Below are 20775 nucleotides of genomic sequence, written 5' to 3'. Positions count from 1 at the left end.
GATAAACAAGAAGATAAACAAGAAGATAAACAAGAAGATAAACAAGAAGATAAACAAGAAGATAAACAAGAAGATAAACAAGAAGATAAACAAGAAGATAAACAAGAAGATAAACAAGAAGATAAACAAGAAGATAAACAAGAAGCAGATCCTAAGGTTAAAAGAGCTTTATTGATATTTGCTTTGGGGATTTTAACCATTATTTTCTTTGGAACTTTTACGAATTTATTGCCTCATTATGAGCTTGCAAATGGTAAAATAGAAAGACTTTCTACCCCAAATTTAATCCAAATGATCATGCTTGCAACAGCTTGTTTGATTATGCTTTTTGCTAAAGTTCCTGCTAATAAACTTGGTGAAGCTTCTGTATTTAGATCAGGACTTATAGGAGTTGTAGGGGTTTTTGTATAGCTTGGATGACAGGAACATTTTTTGAAGCTTATAAGCCTTTATTTAGCGATTCTTTATCACATGTTGTAGAGGATTATCCGTATTTATTTGGGGTGGCTTTATTTGCCTTTTCTATGGTGATTTTTTCTCCTTCAGCAACGGTAGCTGCTTTAATGCCTTTGGGTGTGAGTTTGGGAATTCCTCCTCAAATTCTTATTGTACTTTATCCTTATGTGAGTGGAGATTTTATAGTTCCAGGTGCTAATCAAATAGCATGCGTGGCTTTTGATAGAACAGGCACAACAAAAATAGGTAAATTTGTAATCAATCACTCTTACTTAAGACCGGGGTTTGTTTTGATTATTAGTGCGACTATTGCGGGTTATTTTATCTCTAAGCTTGTATTTTAGCTTAGAGATTGTTTTTAAGTTTTTGTAGATATCTGTAGACGCTAGGTTCTGATATATTAAGCGACTTAGCAACTATAGGTATGCTTCCTTTGATGTTAAAAATTCCTTTTGAATGAAGCTTTTTAATAATCTCATCTTTTTGCTCAGTGCTTAAGCTATATCCTGAATTTAAATATTTCAAATCTATGTTTTCAGCTAAAATATCTTCTATAGAATGACTAAGTGTTTCTATATTACTCACATTATGTAAATTTACATTGTTTTGATTATGAATATCTAATAAATCACTAAAATCATTGATTTTTTCAAGTTCTATGATTTTACTAATAGCATTTCTAAGCTCTGTGGTATCGTGATTTATACATAAAATCCCTACGATTTTATTTTGATTTTTAATGAAAAAAGTTGATCCAGTAACGATCTTAGACTTTCCAACCTTTGCTTTATAATCACATAAAAAGTCTTTGTTTAAATACTCTTTTTCTTGTACAAGCTCGCTTGCAAAAGAAGTTAATGGAGAATTAATCGTTCTTCCGCTAATGTGGTTATTTGCAATGGCTGCTATATAGGAACCCTCAGGTGCAATCACATGAAAAACGATTTCGTATTGATCTCCAAGCACCTGTCCTAAAAACTGAGTAAGTTTGATAAATAATTCTTTTTGTTGTTCATCCATGATCTAGACCTTTTTGTTGTTTTTTGTTATTTTACAAAATATTTTCATCAAAGTTGTTAATATTTACAACAATAAAAAAAATTATTATTATGATAAAAAAATATTGACAATTTATTATTATGATGATAATATTATATTATGATTTCATTTAAACACAAGGAGTATACATGGCAAATTATCCAAAGGCTATAGGACCATATTCAGCTTATAGAGAAGCTAATGGTTTGTTATTTATTTCAGGACAACTTCCTATTAATCCACAAAGTGGAAACATAGAAAGTGAAGATGTAAAAGAACAAACAAGACAATCATTGTTAAATATCAAGGCTATATTAGAAGAAAATAATCTTTATTTTAATAATGTAGTTAAAACGACTTGCTTTTTAGCAAATATTGATGATTTTGTGGCTTTCAATGAGGTTTATTCTGAATTTTTCGCAGCTCCATATCCTGCAAGAAGTGCTTTTGCGGTAAAAGATCTTCCTAAGGGAGCAAAAGTGGAGATAGAGGTTATTGCTCATAAAGGATAGAGCATGTTGGGTTTATTTTTTGCAGGATGTTCTGTATTTTTACTTGTATTTATGCTCTATAAAAAAATCAACGCCCATATGGCGTTGCTTTTAAGTGGTTTGTTCTTGTTAGCTTTAGCAGGAATTTTTGGACTTTCTCCTATCATTAGTGAAAAGCAATCTTTGCATTTAGGACTTTTTGATATTTTCCAAGTTGTTAATACAAATATGTCAAGCACTCTAGCAGGGCTTGGACTTACTTTGATGTGTATAGCGGGATTTTCTGCTTATATGGATCATGTGGGCGCAAGTTATGCTTTATTTAAAGTGTTTGAAAGACCTTTAAAGGCAGTAAAATCACCTTATGTTTTATTGCTAGTTTCATATTTTGTAATTCAGTTTTTAGTGCTTTTTATACCTTCACATGCAGGTTTGGCACTTTTACTTATGGTTACAATGTATCCTATTTTAGTGCGCTCAGGTGTTTCTAAGCTTTCTGCGCTTTCAATTATAGCTATTTGTCAATACATTGACCATGGCCCAGGCAGTGGTAATGTGATTTTAGCTGCAAAAACAGCTGAAATTGATCCTGCGGTGTATTTTGTGCATTATCAGCTTCCTACAACTGTGCCTATTATCATAGCAGTGGGTATTGCGATTTATTTTTGCTCAAAATATTTTGATAAAAAAGAAAATTTTGTTTTTAATCGTGATGAGATAGAAAAAGAGTTATCAGAAAATGATAGCAAAAAAGAAGAGGTGAAAAAACCACCTAGAATCTATGCGATTTTACCTATTATACCTTTGGTGTTAATTTTGGGTTTTAGTAGTGTTTTAGATAGCATTATGGTATTAATGGGATTTGCAACCATGGAAGAAGTTAAAGCCGCTTCATCTACTGCTATTAAAATGAATGTGCCAGTTGCAATGATGATTTCAACCTTTATTGCAATTATTTTTGAAATCATTCGTTATAGAAGTTTGATTGATACTTTAAATTCTATTATGGTATTTTTCAAAGGTATGGGGCATTTGTTTGTAATCACAGTTTCTTTGATCGTTTGTGGTCAAGTTTTTGCAAACGGACTTTTATCAGTTGGCTTTGTAGATACTTTAATAGGTTTTGCAAAAGATGCAGGTTTTGGAGTGCTTGCTATTATTATAGCAGTTTCTATTTTGCTTGCTGTATGTGCATTTTTAATGGGTTCAGGAAATGCAGCATTTTTTTCTTTTGCGCCACTTATTCCAAATATAGCAAAATCTTTTGGGGTTGAAACCATAGCTATGATAGCACCTATTCAAATCATGACAGGTTTTGGTAGATGTGTTTCACCTATTGCACCTGCTATTTTGGCAATTTCGGCTATAGCTAAGGTAAATCCATTACAAGTTGTGAAAAGAACGGCTATTCCTATGCTTGTAGCTGCTATTGTTAATGTGATTATGACTTATATTTATCTATAAAAAGGAGTACAAAATGAACAACAAAACTAAATTAATCCACCTAGGAAGAGGCGATCAAAATGCTGAAGTAAGATCAGTTAATCCAACTTTAATGCGTGCATCAACTATACTTTTTAAAGATCATGCAACTTGGCAAAAATACCGTGAGTTAAGAAAAACAGATCGTGTTTTAAGTTATGGTGCTAGAGGAACAGCAACTAATTTTGAGCTTGAAAAACTAATTTGTGAGCTTGAAGGTGGCTATAGAGCGCAACTTTTCCCAACAGGACTTGCAGCATTAGCTATGGTGCTTTTAAATTATGCTAGTAAAGATGCTCATTTTTTAATCACTGATGCTATTTATGGACCTGTTAGAACAATTTGTGATTTATTTTTAACTAAAATGGGTGTAGAAATTGACTTTTTAAAAGCTGATGCATCTGATGTAGAGGAAAAAATCAAACCAAACACAAAATTAATCCTTTGTGAAAGCCCAGGTTCTATACTTTATGAAATCATAGATTTGCCAAAACTTTGCGAAATTGCGCACAAACATAACATACCAGTAGCGATTGATAATACTTATTCAAGCGGGTATTTTTTAAATCCGCTTGAGCTTGGAGTAGATATTTCAGTAATTGCCGCAACTAAGTACTTAAGTGGGCATTCAGATGTTACTATGGGTATAGTAGTGATTAATGAAAAAGAATGGAAAAATTTTGACAAATTGCCAGAAGCTTTAGGATTTACTACAAGTCCTGATGATGCTTATTTAGTGCTTCGTGGTATGAGAACTTTAGATGTAAGAATGAAAGCACATGAAAAAAGTGCAGATGAGGTAGTAGAGTTTTTACAAAGTAGAAAAGAAGTTAAAACAATTTTTTATCCAAAATTAAAAACTCATCCAAACCATGAAGTTTTTATGCGCGATCATAAAGGTGCTAATGGTATGGTAACGATTGAATTTGCAGATGGCATTTCTAAAGAACAAGCCATTGAGTTTGTAGATAATTTAGAGTATTTTTCAATCGGTGCAAGCTGGGGTGGATATGAGAGTTTAGCTACTGTTACTACTCCGCCAAGAACAGCAACAGATTGGAGTGCTAGAGGACCTTTTGTGAGATTTCATATAGGTCTTGAAGATAGTAAGGATTTGATTGCTGATTTAAAACAAGCATTTGAAAAAATAAATTTTAAAGGATAAAACATGGGTGTGAGTGTATTTGATATGAGGTTGCTTCAAGATTCTTGGAGCACCCCTGCAATGAGAGCTATTTTTAGTGAAGAAAATAGAATTCAAAAATGGCTTGATGTAGAAGCTGCCCTGGCGAAAGCTCAAGCAAAACTTGGCATTATCCCTAATGAAGCAGCTATAGAAATAGCTAAAAAAGCGCATTATAAATTTATGGATATGGATTTTATTTTTGCTGAGTTTAAAAAGACTAAACACCCTTTAGTACCTACTGTGCGTGGTTTAGAAAAAGCTTGCGAAAATGGTCTTGGTGAATATGTGCATTTTGGTGTAACAACGCAAGATATCATTGATACAGGCATAGTTTTACAATTTAAAGAAGCTATGGCTTTAATCAAACAAGATTTAAAAGATATAGCTAAAAATTTAGCAAAAATCGCAAAAGAGCATAAAAATACAGCGATGATGGGAAGAACCTTAGCTTTACAAGCTTTACCTATAACTTTTGGACACAAAGTTGCCATTTGGCTTAGTGAGCTTAATCGCCACTATGAAAGAATTATTGAACTTGAAAAAAGATTATATGTAGGATTAATCGTAGGTGCAGTGGGAACTAAAGCAAGCTTAAGTGACAAGGCTAATGAAGTAGAAAAACTTACTTTAGAAAGCTTAGGTTTAGAAGTTCCTGATATCTCATGGCAACCAGCAAGAGATCGTTTTATCGAGCTTGGTTATGTTTTAGGCAATATCAATGCAACCTTTAACAAAATCGCACATCAGCTTTTAATCTTAGCTCATAATGAAATCGATGAAATTGCTGAACCTTTTGGAAAAGGTCAAGTAGGAAGCTCTACTATGCCTCATAAAAGAAATCCTGCAGTAAGTGAAAACGCAGTGACTGTAAGTAATGCCCTAAGAGCTAATATTGCAATTTTAAGCGATATAGAAAGACATGAGCATGAAAGAGATGGCCAAGTTTGGAAAATGGAATGGAAGCTTTTACCAGAAGCATTTTTAATGCTTTCAGTGGTATTAGCAAATATGAAATTTGTTTTTGATGATTTAGAAGTTAAAAAAGATAAAATGTTAAAAAATCTTGATACGCTTAATGGCTTTGTGTTAGCAGAGCGCGTGATGTTTGCTTTGAGTGATCATTATGGTAAACAACATGCACATGAAATTGTTTATGAAAATGCTATGAGAGGTATAGAAAATCATAAAACTTTCAAAGAAGTTTTACTTGAAGATGAGCGTGTAAGTAAGGTTTTAAGTGAAAAAGATATTGATGTTTTAATGGATGCTACAACTTATGTAGGTTATGCACCAAAATTAGTTGATGAGTTCTTAGAAAAAATCGCTAATGCACAAATTCTAAAGTAGGAAAAAATGTATTTAAGTGAAAAACTAGCCGAATTTATCATAAATTTAGATTATGAAGCTATTCCTAGTGAAGTAAAGCAAAGAGCAAAAGAGCTTATGCTTGATGCACTAGGAACAGCCCTAGCTGCTAAAAATGAAGCTTGTGTTTTAAATGCAACTAAGGTCTTTGAAGCTTTAAGCGTAAATCCTAGTGAAAAAATTTGGAGTGGGGATAAAAAGCTTGATGTAATTTATGCTGCGATGGTAAATGCTATCGCAGCACATGCCCTTGATTTTGATGATACTCATACTGAAGCTATTTTGCACGCTAGTGCTATTTTAACTCCACTTTGTTTAACTTATGGATTTAGTGTAAGTAAGGATGGAAAAAAAGTTTTAAAAGCCTTTATTGTTGGTTGGGAAATTGCTGCTAGAGTGGGTATAGCAAGCAAAGGAAGTTTCCATAAACGCGGCTTTCATACTACAGCTATAGCAGGAATTTTTGGCAGTGTGGCTGCAAGCTGTGTTTTGCTTGATTTAAACAAAGAACAAATCATCAATGCACTAGGTTTAGCAGGAAGTTTTGCAAGTGGGGTGAATGAGTTTTTATCTAATGGGTCTAATTCTAAAGTTTTACACATAGCTAATGCTTTGAAAAATGGAATTTTAGTAGCAAATTGCGCAAAAGCTAATATGAGCGGTCCTTTGAGTATATTTGAAGGAAGGGATAATATCTTTAGAGCTTTTGGCTTAGAAGATGAGTGTGATAAAAATGAACTTTGCAAGGGCTTGAATGAAATTTGGCAAGTAATGCAAGTTTCGTTAAAACCTTATCCAAGCTGTCATTTTGCACATGGGCTTATTGATTGTGCTATGAGTTTAAGAAATGATGGCTTAAAAGCACAAGATATCAAAAGTATACATTGCTTTGTAGATGAGGTGCCAATTTCATTTATCTGTGATCCAATAGAAGCAAAATACACTCCACAAAGTGCTTATGCGGCCAAATTTTCTATGCCTTTTTTAATGGCTTTGGCATTTTTTGATGGCAAGATCACTTTAAAATCTTATGAAGATTTAAGCAGGAGTGAAGTAATAGAATTTGCTAAAAAAATTAGCTATGAAAAGAAAAAATCTAGTGGTTTCCCTAAATACTTTCCAGGGCATTTAGAAGCTGTTTTAAATGATGGAAGAGTAATTAAAAAAGATGTGTTTATAAATAAAGGAAATTTTGATAATCCTTTAAGTTTTGATGAATTAAAAGATAAATTTCTTTCTAATGCTAGCATAGCACTTTCTTTAGAAAAGGCTGAGGAATTAGTCAAAAAGCTCCAAAATTTAGAAAATCTAAATGGTTTTGATTTCTAGCAATCTCATTTTTTGAGATTGCTTATTATTTTAAAAAAGAAATAATTTAATTTTTTATATAATGTTTTATCTTAGTTTTTGTAAGGAAAAACATGACTTTAGATACATTAAAAGATAATGAAGAAGCTCTTATAGTAGGTTTTGAAGCAGATAAACAACTCCAAGCAAGACTTTTTAGTTTTGGTTTTGCAAAAAACAAAAAAGTTAAAAAAATTCGCTCTTCCATAGCAAATTCTACTATTATGGTAGAACTTGATACAACTTGCGTGATTTTACGCTCAAGTGAAGCAAAAATAATACAAATTTCAAAAGAGTTCTAATGAAAGAAATCATCGTTGCTTTAGTAGGTCAGCCAAATGTTGGTAAAAGTTTATTAATTAACGCACTTTGTAAAGCTAATATGAAAGTTGGAAATTTTAGCGGTGTTACAGTTGAAAAGGCTGAGGCTAGATTAATTTATAAAAATTATGAGTTTAAATTTATAGATTTACCAGGAACTTATGCATTAGATGGTTATAGCGAAGAAGAAAAAATCACAAAAGAATTTTTAAAAAAGGGTAATTTTGATCTTGTAGTAAATGTGCTTGATTCTACAAATTTAGAGCGTAATTTGATTTTGAGTGCGTCTTTAATAGAAGCTAAAATTAAAATGATTATGGCTTTAAATATGCAAGATGAAGCTAAAAATGAGGGTTTTAGTATAGATTTTAAAATTTTATCCCAACTTCTAAATACGCCTTGTCTTGGCGTGTGCGCTAAAACCAAAGAAAATCTAAATACACTTTTGGATTTAATCATTTCAACCCATGAAGCTAAATTCGAAGCTAAAGAGCGTGTTTATAGTGATATCATAGAAGAAGAACTCGCAAAAATAAGTGAATTTTTAAATCAAAATGAAATCACTTATTTAAATTTTTCTACAAAAGATTTAGCGCTTGCTTTACTTAAAAATGAAGCTAATATAGTCATTTCGCGCGCTTTGAAAAAAATACTTGATGAAGCTTTAGAAAAAATTTATATGGCATATCATAGCAAAGATATGGAAAGTATTTTTAAAGAAGAGCTGATTGCTTTTGCAAATGGTATATGTGCTAAGGTTTTAAGTAAGGGTGTTAAGTATAAAAATCATACTAAAGAAATAGACTCTATTTTAATTAATAAATTTTTAGGAATTCCTATATTTTTGTTTTTTATGTGGGTTTTATTTCAGCTAACCTTTACTTTAGGGCAAATTCCTATGGATTATATAGAAATGTTTTTTGCTAATTTAGGTGATATGGTAAAGAATAATATTAGCAATGAATTCATCGCTTCAGCATTAGCTGATGGTGTTTTAGGTGGGGTTGGTGCGGTTGTAACTTTTTTACCAAATATTATGATTTTATTTTTTGGCATAGCCTTACTTGAAACAACTGGATATATGACTAGGGTTGCATTTTTACTAGATGGAATTTTATATAAATTTGGCTTACATGGTAAAAGTTTTATCCCTTTAATCACGGGTTTTGGTTGCTCGGTGCCTGCTTTTATGGCTACAAGAACTTTAAAAAATAAAAAAGATAGATTATTAACTCTTTTTATTATTAATTTTATGAGTTGTGGTGCAAGGCTTCCTGTATATGTGCTTTTTGTCGGAGTGTTTTTTCCTGCTGATGTGGCGGGAAATTATCTTTTTGGGATTTATCTTTTGGGTGCGTTTTTGGGCTTAATTGCAGCTAAGATTTTAAGAATGAGTGCTTTTAGAGGACAAGATGAACCTTTTGTAATGGAAATGCCAAAATATAGAATGCCAAATTGGAGCTTAGTATGGTTTATGGTGTTTAACAAAGCAAAAATGTATTTAAAAAAAGCAGGAACATTTATTTTGATAGCTTCTTTGCTTATTTGGTTTGCGAGTAATTTTCCTGCACAAGAAAATAATACTCAAGATGCTTTAACTCAAGAGCTTCAAATAGAAAATAGTTATCTTGGACAATTTGGTAAAGCAATAGAGCCTATTTTTGTACCACTTGGCTTTGATTGGAAACTTAGTGTATCTTTGGTGAGTGGTTTAGCGGCTAAAGAAGTGATGATTTCTACTATGGGTGTGCTTTATTCTTTAGGTGATGAAGTTGATGAGACAAGTTTAAATTTACAAGAAGCTATAAGAGAAAATATCCCTTTTAGTACAGCAGTAGCTTTTATACTTTTTGTTATGATTTATAATCCTTGCTTTGCAGCAACTATAGTTTTTGCTAAAGAAGCAGGAAATAAAAAATATGCATGGTATCTTTTTATATTTACATCTTTATGTGCGTATTTGGTTGCATTTATAGGGATCAATATTGCTAAATTGATAATTTAATCATCTTTATGATGATTAAATTTCCATTTTTTGCTCTAAGGAGTGTTGCCAAAAAGCTATTTCAAGTCTTATGGTAGTGTAAAAAATTTCACTTAATTTTTTAAATTTTTCTTCACTAATGCTATCGGTATAAGAATTAAAAAAGTCTTTAAATTCTTTGATTTCATCTTGAAATTCTTTTCCCGCATAGGTTAAAATCCACTCTTTGTAAGGATGATTTTCTAAGCTTTTTTCATTAAGTCTTTTGTAAATTTCTTCTCCTATATATGCATAGCCTATAGCACAAGCACTCAAAGCACATAGCATATCTAAATAATCTCCATTTTGTCCCACACCTAGTAAGTACCTTGTATAAGCAATATTGGTTAAACTTTCATCTTTATAGTCTAGTTTTTCTACATCAATACCTAGCTTTAAAATACTTCTATGAAGCTCTAATTCTCCTTCTAAAGTGTAGTTTTGATTTTTAATAGCAAATTGAATTTCTTTAGCATTATTTGCATTTAAAGCAAGCAAAGCATAGCATTTTGCATAATTATTTAAAAAGATATAATCTTGTTTAAGATAAAACAAAAATACATCTTTTTCTAAAGTGCCATTTTGAAGTTTTTTTACAAATTCATGATGGATATATTGATCCCAAGTTTTTTTATTTTCTTTTATAAGTCTATCCAAAAGCATTAATATTAATTTCCTTTGTTAAAAATTAAGCTTTTATTTAAACACAGATAATTAAATTTTTCGTAATAATCTTTAATTTTTAACTTTTTAAACAAGAAATTTATTTTTTTATTGTAAAATGCGTTTTAATTTTTTAAACTAGGAGATAAAAATGGCAATTTTTGATGATGTAAAAAAAGTAGTTGTTGAGCAACTTAGTGTTGATGAAGATGCAGTTAAAATGGAATCTAAAATCATTGAAGATTTAGGTGCAGATTCTTTAGATGTTGTTGAATTAGTTATGGCTTTAGAAGAAAAATTTGATGTAGAAATTCCAGACAGTGATGCTGAAAAACTAGTAAAAATCGAAGATGTTGTTAATTATATAGAAAATCTTCAAAAATAATTTTAATAAGGAGTGCGGTTTGAAACGCGTTGTAGTAACAGGTATAGGAATGATCAATGCTCTTGGTTTAGACAAAGATAGCTCATTTAAAGCGATTTGTGATGGTAAAAGCGGCGTTGATAAAATCACTCTTTTTGATACCACTGATTTTCCAGTGCAAATTGCTGCTGAAGTGAAAAATTTTGATCCTTTAAGTGTTTGTGATGCTAAAGAGGTTAAAAAAATAGATCGTTTTATACAACTTGGTATTAAAGCAGCAAGAGAAGCTATGGAAGATGCTAAATTTGATGAAACTTTAAACAAAGAAGAATTTGGTGTAGTTTCAGCAGCTGGTATAGGTGGTTTACCAAATATAGAAAAAAATTCTGTTACTTGTGCACAGCGTGGACCACGCAAAATTACTCCTTTTTTCATACCATCAGCTTTAGTTAATATGCTTGGCGGGATTATTTCGATCGAACATGGATTACAAGGACCAAATATCTCATGCGTAACTGCTTGTGCGGCAGGAACTCATGCTATAGGCGAAGCTTATAAAAGCATAGCTTTGGGTAATGCAGATAAAATGCTTGTAGTAGGCGCTGAAGCAGCCATTTGTGCTGTAGGTATAGGTGGCTTTGCTGCTATGAAAGCTCTTTCTACTAGAAATGATGATCCAGCTAAAGCTTCAAGACCATTTGACAAAGAAAGAGATGGTTTTGTAATGGGCGAGGGTGCTGGTGCTTTAGTGTTTGAAGAGTATGAGGCTGCTAAAAAGCGTGGAGCTAAAATTTATGCTGAGTTGGTAGGTTTTGGTGAAAGTGCAGATGCGCATCATATCACTTCGCCTACTTTAGAAGGACCATTGCGTGCTATGAAAAAAGCTTTAAAAATGGCAGGAAATCCAAAGGTAGATTATATTAATGCACACGGAACTTCTACTCCGGTAAATGATAAAAATGAAACGGCAGCTATTAAAGAGCTTTTCAAGGATCAAATTCCTTTAGTTAGCTCTACAAAAGGTCAAACGGGGCATTGCTTAGGTGCTGCTGGAGCAATTGAAGCTGTTATTTCTTTAATGGCACTTGATCAAGGTATATTACCACCAACTATCAATCAAATCGTAGCAGATGAAAATTGCGATCTTGACTATATACCAAATACTGCAAGAAAAAGTGAAGTTAATGTAGTAATGAGCAATTCTTTTGGTTTTGGTGGAACAAATGGTTGTGTGATTTTCAAAAAAGTAGATTAATATGGCTTCTTATTTAGATTTTGAAAAAAATATTCAGCAAATTGATGAGGATTTAGCAAATGCTAAAATCAAAGGCGATGATGAAGCGGTAAAAATTTTAGAAAAAAATCTTGAAAAAGAAACTCAAAAAGTTTATAAAAATTTAAGCGATTACCAACGCTTACAGCTTGCAAGACATCCTGATCGTCCTTATGCGCTTGATTATATTCAAGCTATATTAAGTGATGCTTATGAAATTCATGGTGATCGTGCTTTTAGAGATGATCCTGCTATTGTGTGTTATGCAGGTTATATAGGTGGTAAAAAAATTATTGTTATAGGTGAGCAAAAAGGTAGAGGTACTAAAGATAAACTTCATAGAAATTTTGGTATGCCTCATCCTGAAGGTTATAGAAAAGCTCTAAGAGTAGCAAAAATGGCTGAAAAATTTGACATACCAGTATTATTTTTAGTGGATACTCCAGGTGCTTATCCGGGAGTGGGTGCTGAAGAGCGTGGTCAAAGTGAGGCTATAGCTAGAAATTTATATGAATTAAGCGCTCTTAAAACAATCACTATAGCAGTAGTTATAGGCGAAGGTGGAAGTGGTGGTGCTTTGGCTATAGGAGTAGCTGATAAACTTGCTATGATGAAAAATTCAGTTTTTTCTGTGATTTCACCTGAGGGTTGTGCTGCTATTTTATGGAATGATCCATCAAAAAGTGAAGCTGCTACTAAAGCCATGAAAGTAACTGCTGATGATTTAAAAACCCAAAGTTTGATCGATGATGTCATCGAAGAGCCAATGAGTGGAGCTCATAGAGATAAAGAAAATGCGATTAAAAATTTAAGTGATTATGTCTTAAAAGCTATAGAAGAATTAGAACAATACGATAAACGTGAATTAGCAGCATTAAGAATGCAAAAAATCTTTAAATTTGGAGCTTTTTCTGAATAATTTGCATTTTTATGCAAATTTCAACTTTTTTTAAAAAAACTATTGTATAATTACAACTTCAATTCAGTGGTTGGATAGCTCAGTCGGTAGAGCAGCAGACTGAAAATCTGCGTGTCGGCAGTTCGATTCTGCCTCTAACCACCATTCATTTTCTATTATAAAAATCATCTAATTCTTGAAGTTCATTTTCGTTAAATCCTGCTTGAATTCTAGCTGTTTTATTATATACTTTTCCTAAAAGATTAAATTCTTTATATTTAGCACAAAGATCAAGGTAGTTATCATTTTCATTTTTTGCATAATTCCACCAAAAATCTCCTTTATTTACATGTTTAATCTCATCATTTAATATAATGGTAAAAATTTCACCAAATAAACTTTTTATAGGATGATTGGTTGTATTTAATTTTTCTAAAACAAAAGGATTAGCATCAAGTCCTTTTGCTTCAAGTCCTCTATGCACTATGCCCATTCTATGAGCAAGATTATCTTTGGTTAAGAATAAGGCTTTTTCAAGATTATCATGAGCATGGAAATCTCCATATTTAAAACCAAGTTCATTTAAAGTTTTTTCTAAAAGTAAAAAATGCTTAATTTCCTCATCAGCTACCTCAAGCCAATCTTGGTAAAATTTCAATGGTAGGTTTTTAAATCTATAACTAGCATCCAAGGCTAAGTTTATAGCACTATATTCTATATGTGCAACTGAATGTAAGATTTTAGCTAAAGACAAAGTGCTATTTGCTTCTTTTGGACGCCTTATTTTCATAGGATGAAGGATTTTAACTTGTGAGTTTTCACAAATGATCGCCTCATGGGAATGATTAAAATCATACAAATTAGCTTTAAAATTTTCATAAAATTCATTAAATAATTCAATCTTTTTAAAAATATCTTTATGATATAAAATTTTTTCTAATTCTTCAAAGAAATTTCTTTTCATTTTTAAACCTTGTTAAATATTATATAAGATAAAAAAGTATAATATAAAAATTTTGAAAATTTAAAAAGGTTTGCTAAAAATATGTTTAATGTCATACATGCTCTATTTTTTAGAGAGTTAAAGACAAGATTTGGTATTAATAAATATTTGGGCTATTTTTGGGTAATCGGTGAGCCTATGATGGTTGTTTTGGTAATTACTTCTATTGTGTCAGCTATTAGAGAATTTCATCATCAAATCATGCCTGAGGGTGTTTCTATCTTTTTATTTTTAGCAGTAGGGATTATACCTTTTTTTATGTTTAGAAGCATTATTACGCAACTTTTAAATGGTATAGGTGCAAATTTGGCGCTATATGCTTATAAGCCAGTAAGACCTATACATGTTTTTATTGCAAGAGCATTGCTCGAGTTTTGTATCTATTTTACTATTTTTATTTGTGTGATGTTTTTAGCAGGTTGGTTTTTGCATATGCAAGTTATACCTAAACATTTTTTAGAAGTGATGTTTTCGCTTTTTTTACTTGTGGTATTTGGTTTTGCTATGGGGATGTGTTTTGCTATAGCAGGACATTTTGCAGAGCCTTTAAAAATGGCTTTAAATTATTTAAATATAGTTTTATACTGGACAGCTTTAGTAGTATTTCCAGTATGGATAGTTCCAAAACCTATTTTAGATATTTTATATTATAATCCACTTTTACATATTATGGAGCTTTTAAAATATAATTTTTTTCAAAATTATCCATTACTTGATGATTATAATTACTACTATCCTATTATATGTTTGAGTGTGATTTTGTTTTTTGGTTTGTTTTTTTATTATTTTACTAGAGAAAAGTTGATAGCGGTACGATGATAAAATTAGTTAATTTAACAAAATCTTTTCCTTTACGCAATGGTGAAAGACATTATGTTTTTAAAAATTTAAGTTTTGAGTTTCCTGAAAATTGTAGCATAGGTTTAATGGGGCGTAACGGTGCTGGAAAGTCTACCTTAATGAAACTTTTAAGCGGGTCATTGCTTCCTGATAGGGGTAAGATTATAACCAATAAAAAACTCTCTTGGCCTCTAGGCTTGGCAGGTGCATTTCAACACAGACTCTCAGCAAGGGACAATGCGCGCTTTGTAGCTAGAGTATACGGTTACAAAGGAAAGGCTTTAGAAGAAAAGATTAAATTTGTTGAAGATTTTGCTGAGCTTGGTAAGTTTTTTGATGAGCCTATGAATACTTACTCAGCAGGTATGAGTGCTAGAATATCTTTTGGCTTAAGTATGGCTTTTGATTTTGATTATTATTTAATTGATGAGGCAGGTGCTGTGGGAGATCCTAAATTTAGAGAAAAAAGTTCTAAAATCTATAAAGAAAAGTTAAGCCAGTCAAAAGTTATCATGGTTTCACACAATGTAGCTGAAATTAAACAATGGTGTGATAAAATTATATTCATGCAAGATGGACAAGCTACTATATATGATGATGTAGATGAGGGTATAGCGGTGTATCAAGGAAAAATAAATGCAAAATGATTTATTAAAAAAGTTTAAAAATTTAAAGATACTTAACTCTTTTAAAATAGTGTTAATTTTGACAGCATTTGTTGTATTTTATTATGTTTTTATAGCAGCAAATCGTTATGTGAGTGAAAGTGTTTTAAGTGTGAAATCAACCACAGGAGATAGCGGAGCTATCACCGGAATTGCTGCATTTTTGACTAATAATTCTTTTTCAAGCGAGGATATAACTTTCTTAAAATCTTACATTCATTCTTTAGATATGTTAAATATTTTAGAAGAAAAAATTCAAATTCGTGAGTTATATCAAAAACAAAAACTTGATTTTTTTTATAGTATTTCTTCATCGGCTGACCAAGAGGATTTTTTAAAGTATTATCAAAATCGTGTTAAGATTATTCAAGAAAACTCAGCCAATGGGCTTTTGCGTGTAGAAGTTGAAGGTTTTGACCCGCAAAGTGCACATTTAATAGCTTCAACTATAGTTAAAGAAAGTGAAAAATTTATCAATGAAATTTCACATAAAGCCGCAAGAGATCAAATGCAATTTGCTGAAGAAGAACTTTTACAATTTAAAAAAAGATATCAAAAGGCTAAAGATGAGCTTTTGGCTTTTCAAAACAAATACGGAGTATTTGATCCACTCAAACAAGCAGAAGGTACTCTAAAACTCATAGCCGAACTTGAATCAAAAATAGCAGCCAAAGAAGCTGAGCTTTTGATGATGCAAAGCTATATAAACGATAATGCACCACAAATTGTCACTATAAAAAGTGAAATCACAGCTTTAAAAAAACAACTTCAAAAGGAAAAATCCAAAGTTTCATCGCCAAAATCTTCTCAAAAACTTAATGATCTTGCGGCTAAATTTCAAGATCTGACTATAGAAGCAGGTTTTGCAGAAAGTGCTTACACAGCTGCATTAAAAGCTTATGAAAGTGCTAGGATAGAAGCTTTAAGAAAGATAAAACAAGTGGTTATAGTGCAAAGTCCAAGTTTACCTCAAAGTGCTAAATACCCAGAAGCTTTGTATAATATACTCACAGCTTTTATGATTTTATCTTTGTTTTATGGAATTGTTAAATTTATTAAAATGATTATAGAGGAGCATAGATACTAATGAAAAAGATATTTTTATTTTTACTTTTACCTTTGTTTTTATTTTCTGCGGTAGATGTTTCTCAAATTGCAAAAATTCAAAATCAACCATTAGCTCCATCTTTAGAGCCACAAATTATAAATTATGATAATAACCAAAGTGATTTTAATCAAACTCAAGCTTCGATAACTAAAGTTTTTGGTGCACATTTATTTAATGGTAATTTTACTAAATTTACTCAACATGTTTATAACCCTGATTATAAACTAGCAGTAGGCGATAGGATTAATGTAAAAATCTGGGGTGCGGTAGAGTTTATACAGACCTTAACAGTAGATTCTCAAGGAAATATTTTTATACCAAAAGTAGGAGCAATTAATCTTTTGGGTGTGAAAAATAGTGCTTTGGTGCAAGTTATTACAAAAGCTATTAATAAAATCTATAAAAGCAATGTCTATGTATATGCGGATATGGATATTTATCAAAATGTATCGGTATTTGTTACAGGAAATGTGAATCAACCTGGTCTTTATCAAGGATTAAGTTCAGATTCTATCATACAGTATTTAGATAAAGCAAATGGTATTAATCTAGAATATGGTAGTTTTAGAGATATTCAAATTTTAAGAGATAATAAAGTCATTAAAAAGGTAGATTTGTATGACTTTTTACTTAAAGGTCAGCTTGATCTTTTTCCTTTTAGAATGGGCGATGTGATTTTAGTAGGTAGTGTGCAAAAGTATGTTTTTGTAGAAGGAGATGTGCAAAAACCTTTTAGATTTGAGCTCAGTAATGATATTTTAAATTTAGAAGATATAGCAAAAGTTGCAGGAGCTAAGCCTATAGTAACTAATGCTGTGGTAAAAAGCTATAGAGATGATCATAAATTACATGTAGATGCTTACAGCAAAAAGCAGTTTTTAGGCGTGAAATTATATAATGGTGATGAGATAGAGTTTAGACCTGATTATACTGCGCAAAATATTAGCATTAGCATAGAAGGTGAGCATAGTGGTTTACATTCGGTGGTGATAAAAAAAGGCACAACCTTAGCTGAACTTGCTAAAATGATTACAGTTAATGATCAATCAAACATTAATGCCTTGCAAGTTTTTAGAAAAAGTGTAGCAGCTACCCAAAAACAACTTATTGAAGCCCAGCTTAAAGAGCTTGAAACACTAGCTCTAACAAGCTCTTCGGTTAATGCTGAGCAAGCTAGCATTAGAGCTACTCAAGCTAAAACGATTTTAGAATTTATTGCGCGTGCAAAGCAAGCTCAGCCAAAAGGGCAAATCGTTATAGATAATGTCAAAGCGTATAATTCTATAGTATTAGAAGAAGGCGATGTGGTGAATGTACCTAGTAAAAATAATCTTGTTTTAGTTCAAGGTGAAGTTTCTATACCAGGTGCATTTGTGTATATGGATAAAGAAAAATTAAGATATTATATCAACCTAGCAGGTGGTTTTAGCGATAGAGCAGATATATCAAGGGTTTTAGTAATTAATGCTAATGGTAAAGCAACTAAATACAGCGGTAGAAGCTCAGCAGATATCAAAGCGGGAGATTCTATTTTAGTTTTACCAAAAGTAGATAGTCAAAATTTACAAATCTTTAGCATGTTAACACAAATTTTATATCAAATAGCTATTGCAACTAATGTAGTGTTAAATATATAGGAATTTAGATGAGTCAAATCGATGCGATTAAAATAGCCAAAGAAGTTTTTGAGATAGAATCAAAAACGATTTTAGATTTATGTGATAACTTAGATGAAGATTTTAGTAAAGCAGTTGAGTTGATTTTATCTATTAAAGGCAGGTGTGTTGTAAGTGGCATGGGCAAATCAGGCCATATAGGGGCTAAGATAGCTGCAACCTTAGCCAGCACAGGTACTCCAAGCTTTTTTATGCATCCGGGTGAAGCATTGCATGGAGATCTTGGTATGCTCACAAGTGAGGATGTGCTTTTGGCTATTTCAAATTCAGGAGAAACTGAAGAGGTTTTAAAACTCATACCAGTAATCAAAAAAAGAAAAATTCCTTTAATTGTTATGGCAGGAAATCAAAACTCTACTTTGGCCAAACAAGCAGATATTTTTATAAACATAGCAGTAAAAAAAGAAGCTTGCCCACTTCAACTTGCTCCAACTTCTTCTACAACTGCTACTTTAGCTATGGGTGATGCTATAGCAGTGGCTTTAATGAGAGCAAGGAAATTTAGACCTGATGATTTTGCTTTATTTCACCCAGGAGGAAGTTTAGGTAGAAAGCTTTTAACTAGGGTGGGTGATTTGATGGTGTCAAATAATCTACCTATAGTAAATCCTGAGAGTGAATTTAATGAGTTAGTTGATGTGATGACTAGTGGTAAGTTAGGACTTTGCATAGTACTTGAAAATGAAAAGCTAGTTGGGATTATCACAGATGGAGACTTAAGAAGAGCATTAAGAGCAAATGATAAGCCAAGATTTGATTTTAAAGCTAAAGAAATCATGAGCGAGACTCCAAAAACCATAGAAGCAAGTGCTATGGCAAGTGAGGCAGAAGAGATTATGCTAAAACATAAAATCAAAGAAATAGTCGTTACTCAAGATGAAAAAATAATAGGCATTATACAACTTTATGCGATAGGTAATGTGTGAAACTCTCTATTATCATACCTTTTGGTTTAAGTAAGGAAAGAATTTATATAAAAGATCGTGTTATTCAAAAAGCATGTGAGTTTAAAAGTGATGATAGAATTGAATATATTTTTGTTGAAGGATATTCTTCTTTAGAAAATGATTTAAAGTATACCATCGAAGAAAATGAACATATTTACCTTAAAGATGAAAGTCAAAAAGATTTTTTCTCACAAGGAAAATGTCGTAACTTAGGTGCATCTTTTGCAAATTCAGACGTAGTGATGTTTTTGGATGTGGATTATTATTTATCGCAACGATCTTTAAGATATATTTTAGATCTTATTGATATAAAAGAAATAGCTTCAAAGCCAAATCATATTTTGTCTTTACCAGTTGTGTTTTTAAGTAAAGAGGGTAGTGATTTTATTTATACTCAAGATAAAAAACTATGGGATGGTTTGATAAAAAATGATTTAATTAGTGGGAGAAAGGAATGGATTAAATTTTTTGCTCCAAGCTCTACTTCTAGCGTGGTGATTAATAGGCATAAATTTTTAACACTTGGTGGAAACGATGAGCAATTTATAGGTCACGGATATGAAGATTTTGATCTTTTTGCGAGAATTTTATATTCTTGCATTGATTTAGAACAAATGCCAAGTAATCTAAATTATGATACAAGAAATTGGGTATTTAAAAATTTTGAAGGTTTTAGGGCTTGGTTTGCTTTGCTTGGATATGAAGCAAGTTTTCATGGGATATATTTATATCATTTTTATCATGATGAGCCAAATCAAAATAATTATATGAGCAACAAACATGAAAATCATCAAAGATTTTATAAGCATATATCAAATATTAAACTACATTCCATAAAGCATTTATGTGATAAAAGTGTTTATCGACATAATGTTTTATTTATTCATTCTCAAGAATTGTTATATTCTATAAAAGAAATATTGCCTTATATAGGCAATATTGTATTTATTAACGAAGATAATTTGATAAGTAAAAATCAAAAAGAACTTGAAAATATAATTGCAGAAAATCAAATTTGTAAAGTCTTGCTTTTAAACGAATATATTAAAAACGAATACTTGTTGGATTTTTTTAAAAAATTAGGTTTAGAGGTTATTTATTTTGAAAAAGGGATTTTACCTGATTCATATTTAATAGCTAATAATAAAGATAAGATATTAGAGTTTAATAAAACACCACATCAAGAACAAATAATACATACAAAGTTATATTTACAAAATCTAGCTAAAAAAGACTATGAAAAAATTTTAATTTTTATGAAGGAAAAAAATATAGATAAAAATAACCTAGAAGTTTTTGCAAATTTTTTACTTAATGATTTGTATTGCTTTGGTAAAAAGGAGCAGGGGGTTGTGAATTTTTATAAAGTAAATCTAGAAAATAAAAAAATATTTTTTAAAGATATTCAAAAAAGTAAGTATAATCTAAATTCCTTAGTCTATAAACCTTTTATATATGAGATTTCCTCATTTTCATTTATAAAAATATTTAATAAATACATAGGTTTAAACCTTATACAGACTAAGATTTCTCATACGAAATTTTATCGTTTGTTTCGAAAGTTTCTTTATAGTCCAAAAAATTTTTTTAAAGACTCTAAATTTTTAAAGCAATTTAAAAATGCAAACT

The 20775-nt window shown here is 31.1% G+C and carries 19 protein-coding genes, 1 tRNA gene and 1 pseudogene; 18 read left to right on the top strand and 3 right to left on the bottom strand.

Going from position 1 to position 20775, the window contains the following annotated elements; genetic code table 11:
- Positions 1-800 (top strand): annotated as a pseudogene (locus CAMP5060_RS08355) (anaerobic C4-dicarboxylate transporter family protein); the annotation flags it as partial.
- A gap of 1 nt (position 801) precedes the next feature.
- Here CAMP5060_RS08355 and CAMP5060_RS07290 read toward each other — a convergent pair.
- Positions 802-1476, bottom strand: a complete 675-nt coding sequence (locus tag CAMP5060_RS07290; protein WP_039617503.1) for a YheO-like PAS sensor domain-containing protein — start codon at positions 1474-1476, stop codon at positions 802-804.
- A gap of 167 nt (positions 1477-1643) precedes the next feature.
- On the opposite strand from CAMP5060_RS07290, the gene CAMP5060_RS07285 reads away from it, so the two are divergent.
- The 7 genes from CAMP5060_RS07285 to feoB all read left to right on the top strand — a co-directional run bounded on the left by CAMP5060_RS07285 (position 1644) and on the right by feoB (position 9691).
- The gene (locus tag CAMP5060_RS07285) at positions 1644-2006 is read left to right on the top strand and encodes a Rid family detoxifying hydrolase (protein ID WP_214099866.1); all 363 of its coding nucleotides are present in this window, start codon (positions 1644-1646) and stop codon (positions 2004-2006) included.
- 3 nt (positions 2007-2009) lie between these two features.
- Entirely contained in the window at positions 2010-3449 is a 1440-nt protein-coding gene (dcuC, locus tag CAMP5060_RS07280) for a C4-dicarboxylate transporter DcuC (protein WP_214125984.1), read from the top strand.
- Positions 3450-3462: 13 nt separating this feature from the next.
- The gene (gene metC / locus CAMP5060_RS07275) at positions 3463-4632 is read left to right on the top strand and encodes a cystathionine beta-lyase (protein WP_115645022.1); all 1170 of its coding nucleotides are present in this window, start codon (positions 3463-3465) and stop codon (positions 4630-4632) included.
- A 3-nt stretch (positions 4633-4635) separates the two neighbouring features.
- Positions 4636-6000, top strand: a complete 1365-nt coding sequence (purB, locus tag CAMP5060_RS07270) for an adenylosuccinate lyase (RefSeq protein ID WP_214099869.1) — start codon at positions 4636-4638, stop codon at positions 5998-6000.
- 6 nt (positions 6001-6006) lie between these two features.
- On the top strand, positions 6007-7347 hold the full coding sequence (locus CAMP5060_RS07265; RefSeq protein ID WP_214125983.1) for an MmgE/PrpD family protein: 1341 nt from the start codon (positions 6007-6009) through the stop codon (positions 7345-7347).
- A gap of 92 nt (positions 7348-7439) precedes the next feature.
- Positions 7440-7667: a FeoA family protein gene (locus CAMP5060_RS07260; RefSeq protein ID WP_039617512.1), complete on the top strand. Its 228-nt coding sequence runs from the start codon at positions 7440-7442 to the stop codon at positions 7665-7667.
- The gene (gene feoB / locus CAMP5060_RS07255; RefSeq protein WP_337218152.1) at positions 7667-9691 is read left to right on the top strand and encodes a ferrous iron transport protein B; all 2025 of its coding nucleotides are present in this window, start codon (positions 7667-7669) and stop codon (positions 9689-9691) included. Before CAMP5060_RS07260 ends, feoB begins: the two co-directional genes overlap by 1 nt.
- 15 nt (positions 9692-9706) lie before the next feature.
- On the opposite strand, the gene tenA is transcribed toward feoB, so the two are convergent.
- The gene (gene tenA / locus CAMP5060_RS07250) at positions 9707-10372 is read right to left on the bottom strand and encodes a thiaminase II (protein ID WP_337218151.1); all 666 of its coding nucleotides are present in this window, start codon (positions 10370-10372) and stop codon (positions 9707-9709) included.
- A gap of 151 nt (positions 10373-10523) precedes the next feature.
- Here tenA and acpP point away from each other — a divergent pair, with 151 nt between their 5' ends.
- The 4 genes from acpP to CAMP5060_RS07230 all read left to right on the top strand — a co-directional run bounded on the left by acpP (position 10524) and on the right by CAMP5060_RS07230 (position 13072).
- Complete coding sequence (gene acpP, locus CAMP5060_RS07245) at positions 10524-10757, top strand: acyl carrier protein (protein ID WP_039617517.1); 234 nt, start codon at positions 10524-10526, stop codon at positions 10755-10757.
- A 19-nt stretch (positions 10758-10776) separates the two neighbouring features.
- On the top strand, positions 10777-11991 hold the full coding sequence (locus CAMP5060_RS07240; protein ID WP_039627924.1) for a beta-ketoacyl-ACP synthase II: 1215 nt from the start codon (positions 10777-10779) through the stop codon (positions 11989-11991).
- A 1-nt stretch (position 11992) separates the two neighbouring features.
- Positions 11993-12928 carry an acetyl-CoA carboxylase carboxyltransferase subunit alpha gene (locus tag CAMP5060_RS07235; RefSeq protein WP_337218150.1) on the top strand — a complete coding sequence of 312 codons (936 nt, stop codon included), beginning with the start codon at positions 11993-11995 and terminating at the stop codon, positions 12926-12928.
- 68 nt (positions 12929-12996) lie between these two features.
- Positions 12997-13072 (top strand) — tRNA-Phe (locus tag CAMP5060_RS07230).
- Between the two features lies 1 nt (position 13073).
- Here the strand turns inward: CAMP5060_RS07230 and CAMP5060_RS07225 are convergent.
- The gene (locus CAMP5060_RS07225; RefSeq protein ID WP_261529584.1) at positions 13074-13871 is read right to left on the bottom strand and encodes a ferritin-like domain-containing protein; all 798 of its coding nucleotides are present in this window, start codon (positions 13869-13871) and stop codon (positions 13074-13076) included.
- 81 nt (positions 13872-13952) lie between these two features.
- On the opposite strand from CAMP5060_RS07225, the gene kpsM reads away from it, so the two are divergent.
- From kpsM to CAMP5060_RS07195, 6 genes are all read left to right on the top strand, one after another.
- A complete protein-coding gene (gene kpsM / locus CAMP5060_RS07220; protein ID WP_087700713.1) occupies positions 13953-14729 on the top strand; it encodes a capsule polysaccharide transporter KpsM in 777 nt (258 codons plus the stop codon).
- Positions 14726-15397: an ABC transporter ATP-binding protein gene (locus tag CAMP5060_RS07215; RefSeq protein WP_087685146.1), complete on the top strand. Its 672-nt coding sequence runs from the start codon at positions 14726-14728 to the stop codon at positions 15395-15397. Before kpsM ends, CAMP5060_RS07215 begins: the two co-directional genes overlap by 4 nt.
- Complete coding sequence (locus CAMP5060_RS07210) at positions 15387-16502, top strand: capsule biosynthesis protein (RefSeq protein ID WP_337218149.1); 1116 nt, start codon at positions 15387-15389, stop codon at positions 16500-16502. The genes CAMP5060_RS07215 and CAMP5060_RS07210 overlap by 11 nt, the downstream gene beginning before the upstream one ends.
- Positions 16502-18160, top strand: a complete 1659-nt coding sequence (locus CAMP5060_RS07205; RefSeq protein WP_087700715.1) for a polysaccharide biosynthesis/export family protein — start codon at positions 16502-16504, stop codon at positions 18158-18160. Before CAMP5060_RS07210 ends, CAMP5060_RS07205 begins: the two co-directional genes overlap by 1 nt.
- Before the next feature lie 8 nt (positions 18161-18168).
- Positions 18169-19125 (top strand): KpsF/GutQ family sugar-phosphate isomerase, encoded by a 957-nt coding sequence (locus tag CAMP5060_RS07200; RefSeq protein ID WP_250322417.1) that lies wholly within the window; start codon positions 18169-18171, stop codon positions 19123-19125.
- On the top strand, positions 19122-20775 hold a 1654-nt coding region (locus tag CAMP5060_RS07195; RefSeq protein WP_337218148.1), incomplete at its 3' end, for a galactosyltransferase-related protein. The genes CAMP5060_RS07200 and CAMP5060_RS07195, both read left to right, overlap by 4 nt.

The sequence above is a fragment of the Campylobacter sp. 1569 genome (assembly GCF_024723675.1).
GTDB classification, from domain to species: Bacteria; Campylobacterota; Campylobacteria; order Campylobacterales; family Campylobacteraceae; genus Campylobacter_D; species Campylobacter_D jejuni_C.
Note: the sequence above shows the minus strand (reverse complement) of the source record. Positions and strands in the feature narration are given on the sequence as shown.

Coding starts and splice junctions, on each gene's coding strand:
- CAMP5060_RS07290 (WP_039617503.1), bottom strand. CDS start 1,476: ATGGATGAACAACAAAAAGAATTATTTATCAAACTTACTCAGTTTTTA.
- CAMP5060_RS07285 (WP_214099866.1), top strand. CDS start 1,644: ATGGCAAATTATCCAAAGGCTATAGGACCATATTCAGCTTATAGAGAA.
- dcuC (WP_214125984.1), top strand. CDS start 2,010: ATGTTGGGTTTATTTTTTGCAGGATGTTCTGTATTTTTACTTGTATTT.
- metC (WP_115645022.1), top strand. CDS start 3,463: ATGAACAACAAAACTAAATTAATCCACCTAGGAAGAGGCGATCAAAAT.
- purB (WP_214099869.1), top strand. CDS start 4,636: ATGGGTGTGAGTGTATTTGATATGAGGTTGCTTCAAGATTCTTGGAGC.
- CAMP5060_RS07265 (WP_214125983.1), top strand. CDS start 6,007: ATGTATTTAAGTGAAAAACTAGCCGAATTTATCATAAATTTAGATTAT.
- CAMP5060_RS07260 (WP_039617512.1), top strand. CDS start 7,440: ATGACTTTAGATACATTAAAAGATAATGAAGAAGCTCTTATAGTAGGT.
- feoB (WP_337218152.1), top strand. CDS start 7,667: ATGAAAGAAATCATCGTTGCTTTAGTAGGTCAGCCAAATGTTGGTAAA.
- tenA (WP_337218151.1), bottom strand. CDS start 10,372: ATGCTTTTGGATAGACTTATAAAAGAAAATAAAAAAACTTGGGATCAA.
- acpP (WP_039617517.1), top strand. CDS start 10,524: ATGGCAATTTTTGATGATGTAAAAAAAGTAGTTGTTGAGCAACTTAGT.
- CAMP5060_RS07235 (WP_337218150.1), top strand. CDS start 11,993: ATGGCTTCTTATTTAGATTTTGAAAAAAATATTCAGCAAATTGATGAG.
- CAMP5060_RS07225 (WP_261529584.1), bottom strand. CDS start 13,871: ATGAAAAGAAATTTCTTTGAAGAATTAGAAAAAATTTTATATCATAAA.
- kpsM (WP_087700713.1), top strand. CDS start 13,953: ATGTTTAATGTCATACATGCTCTATTTTTTAGAGAGTTAAAGACAAGA.
- CAMP5060_RS07215 (WP_087685146.1), top strand. CDS start 14,726: ATGATAAAATTAGTTAATTTAACAAAATCTTTTCCTTTACGCAATGGT.
- CAMP5060_RS07210 (WP_337218149.1), top strand. CDS start 15,387: ATGCAAAATGATTTATTAAAAAAGTTTAAAAATTTAAAGATACTTAAC.
- CAMP5060_RS07205 (WP_087700715.1), top strand. CDS start 16,502: ATGAAAAAGATATTTTTATTTTTACTTTTACCTTTGTTTTTATTTTCT.
- CAMP5060_RS07200 (WP_250322417.1), top strand. CDS start 18,169: ATGAGTCAAATCGATGCGATTAAAATAGCCAAAGAAGTTTTTGAGATA.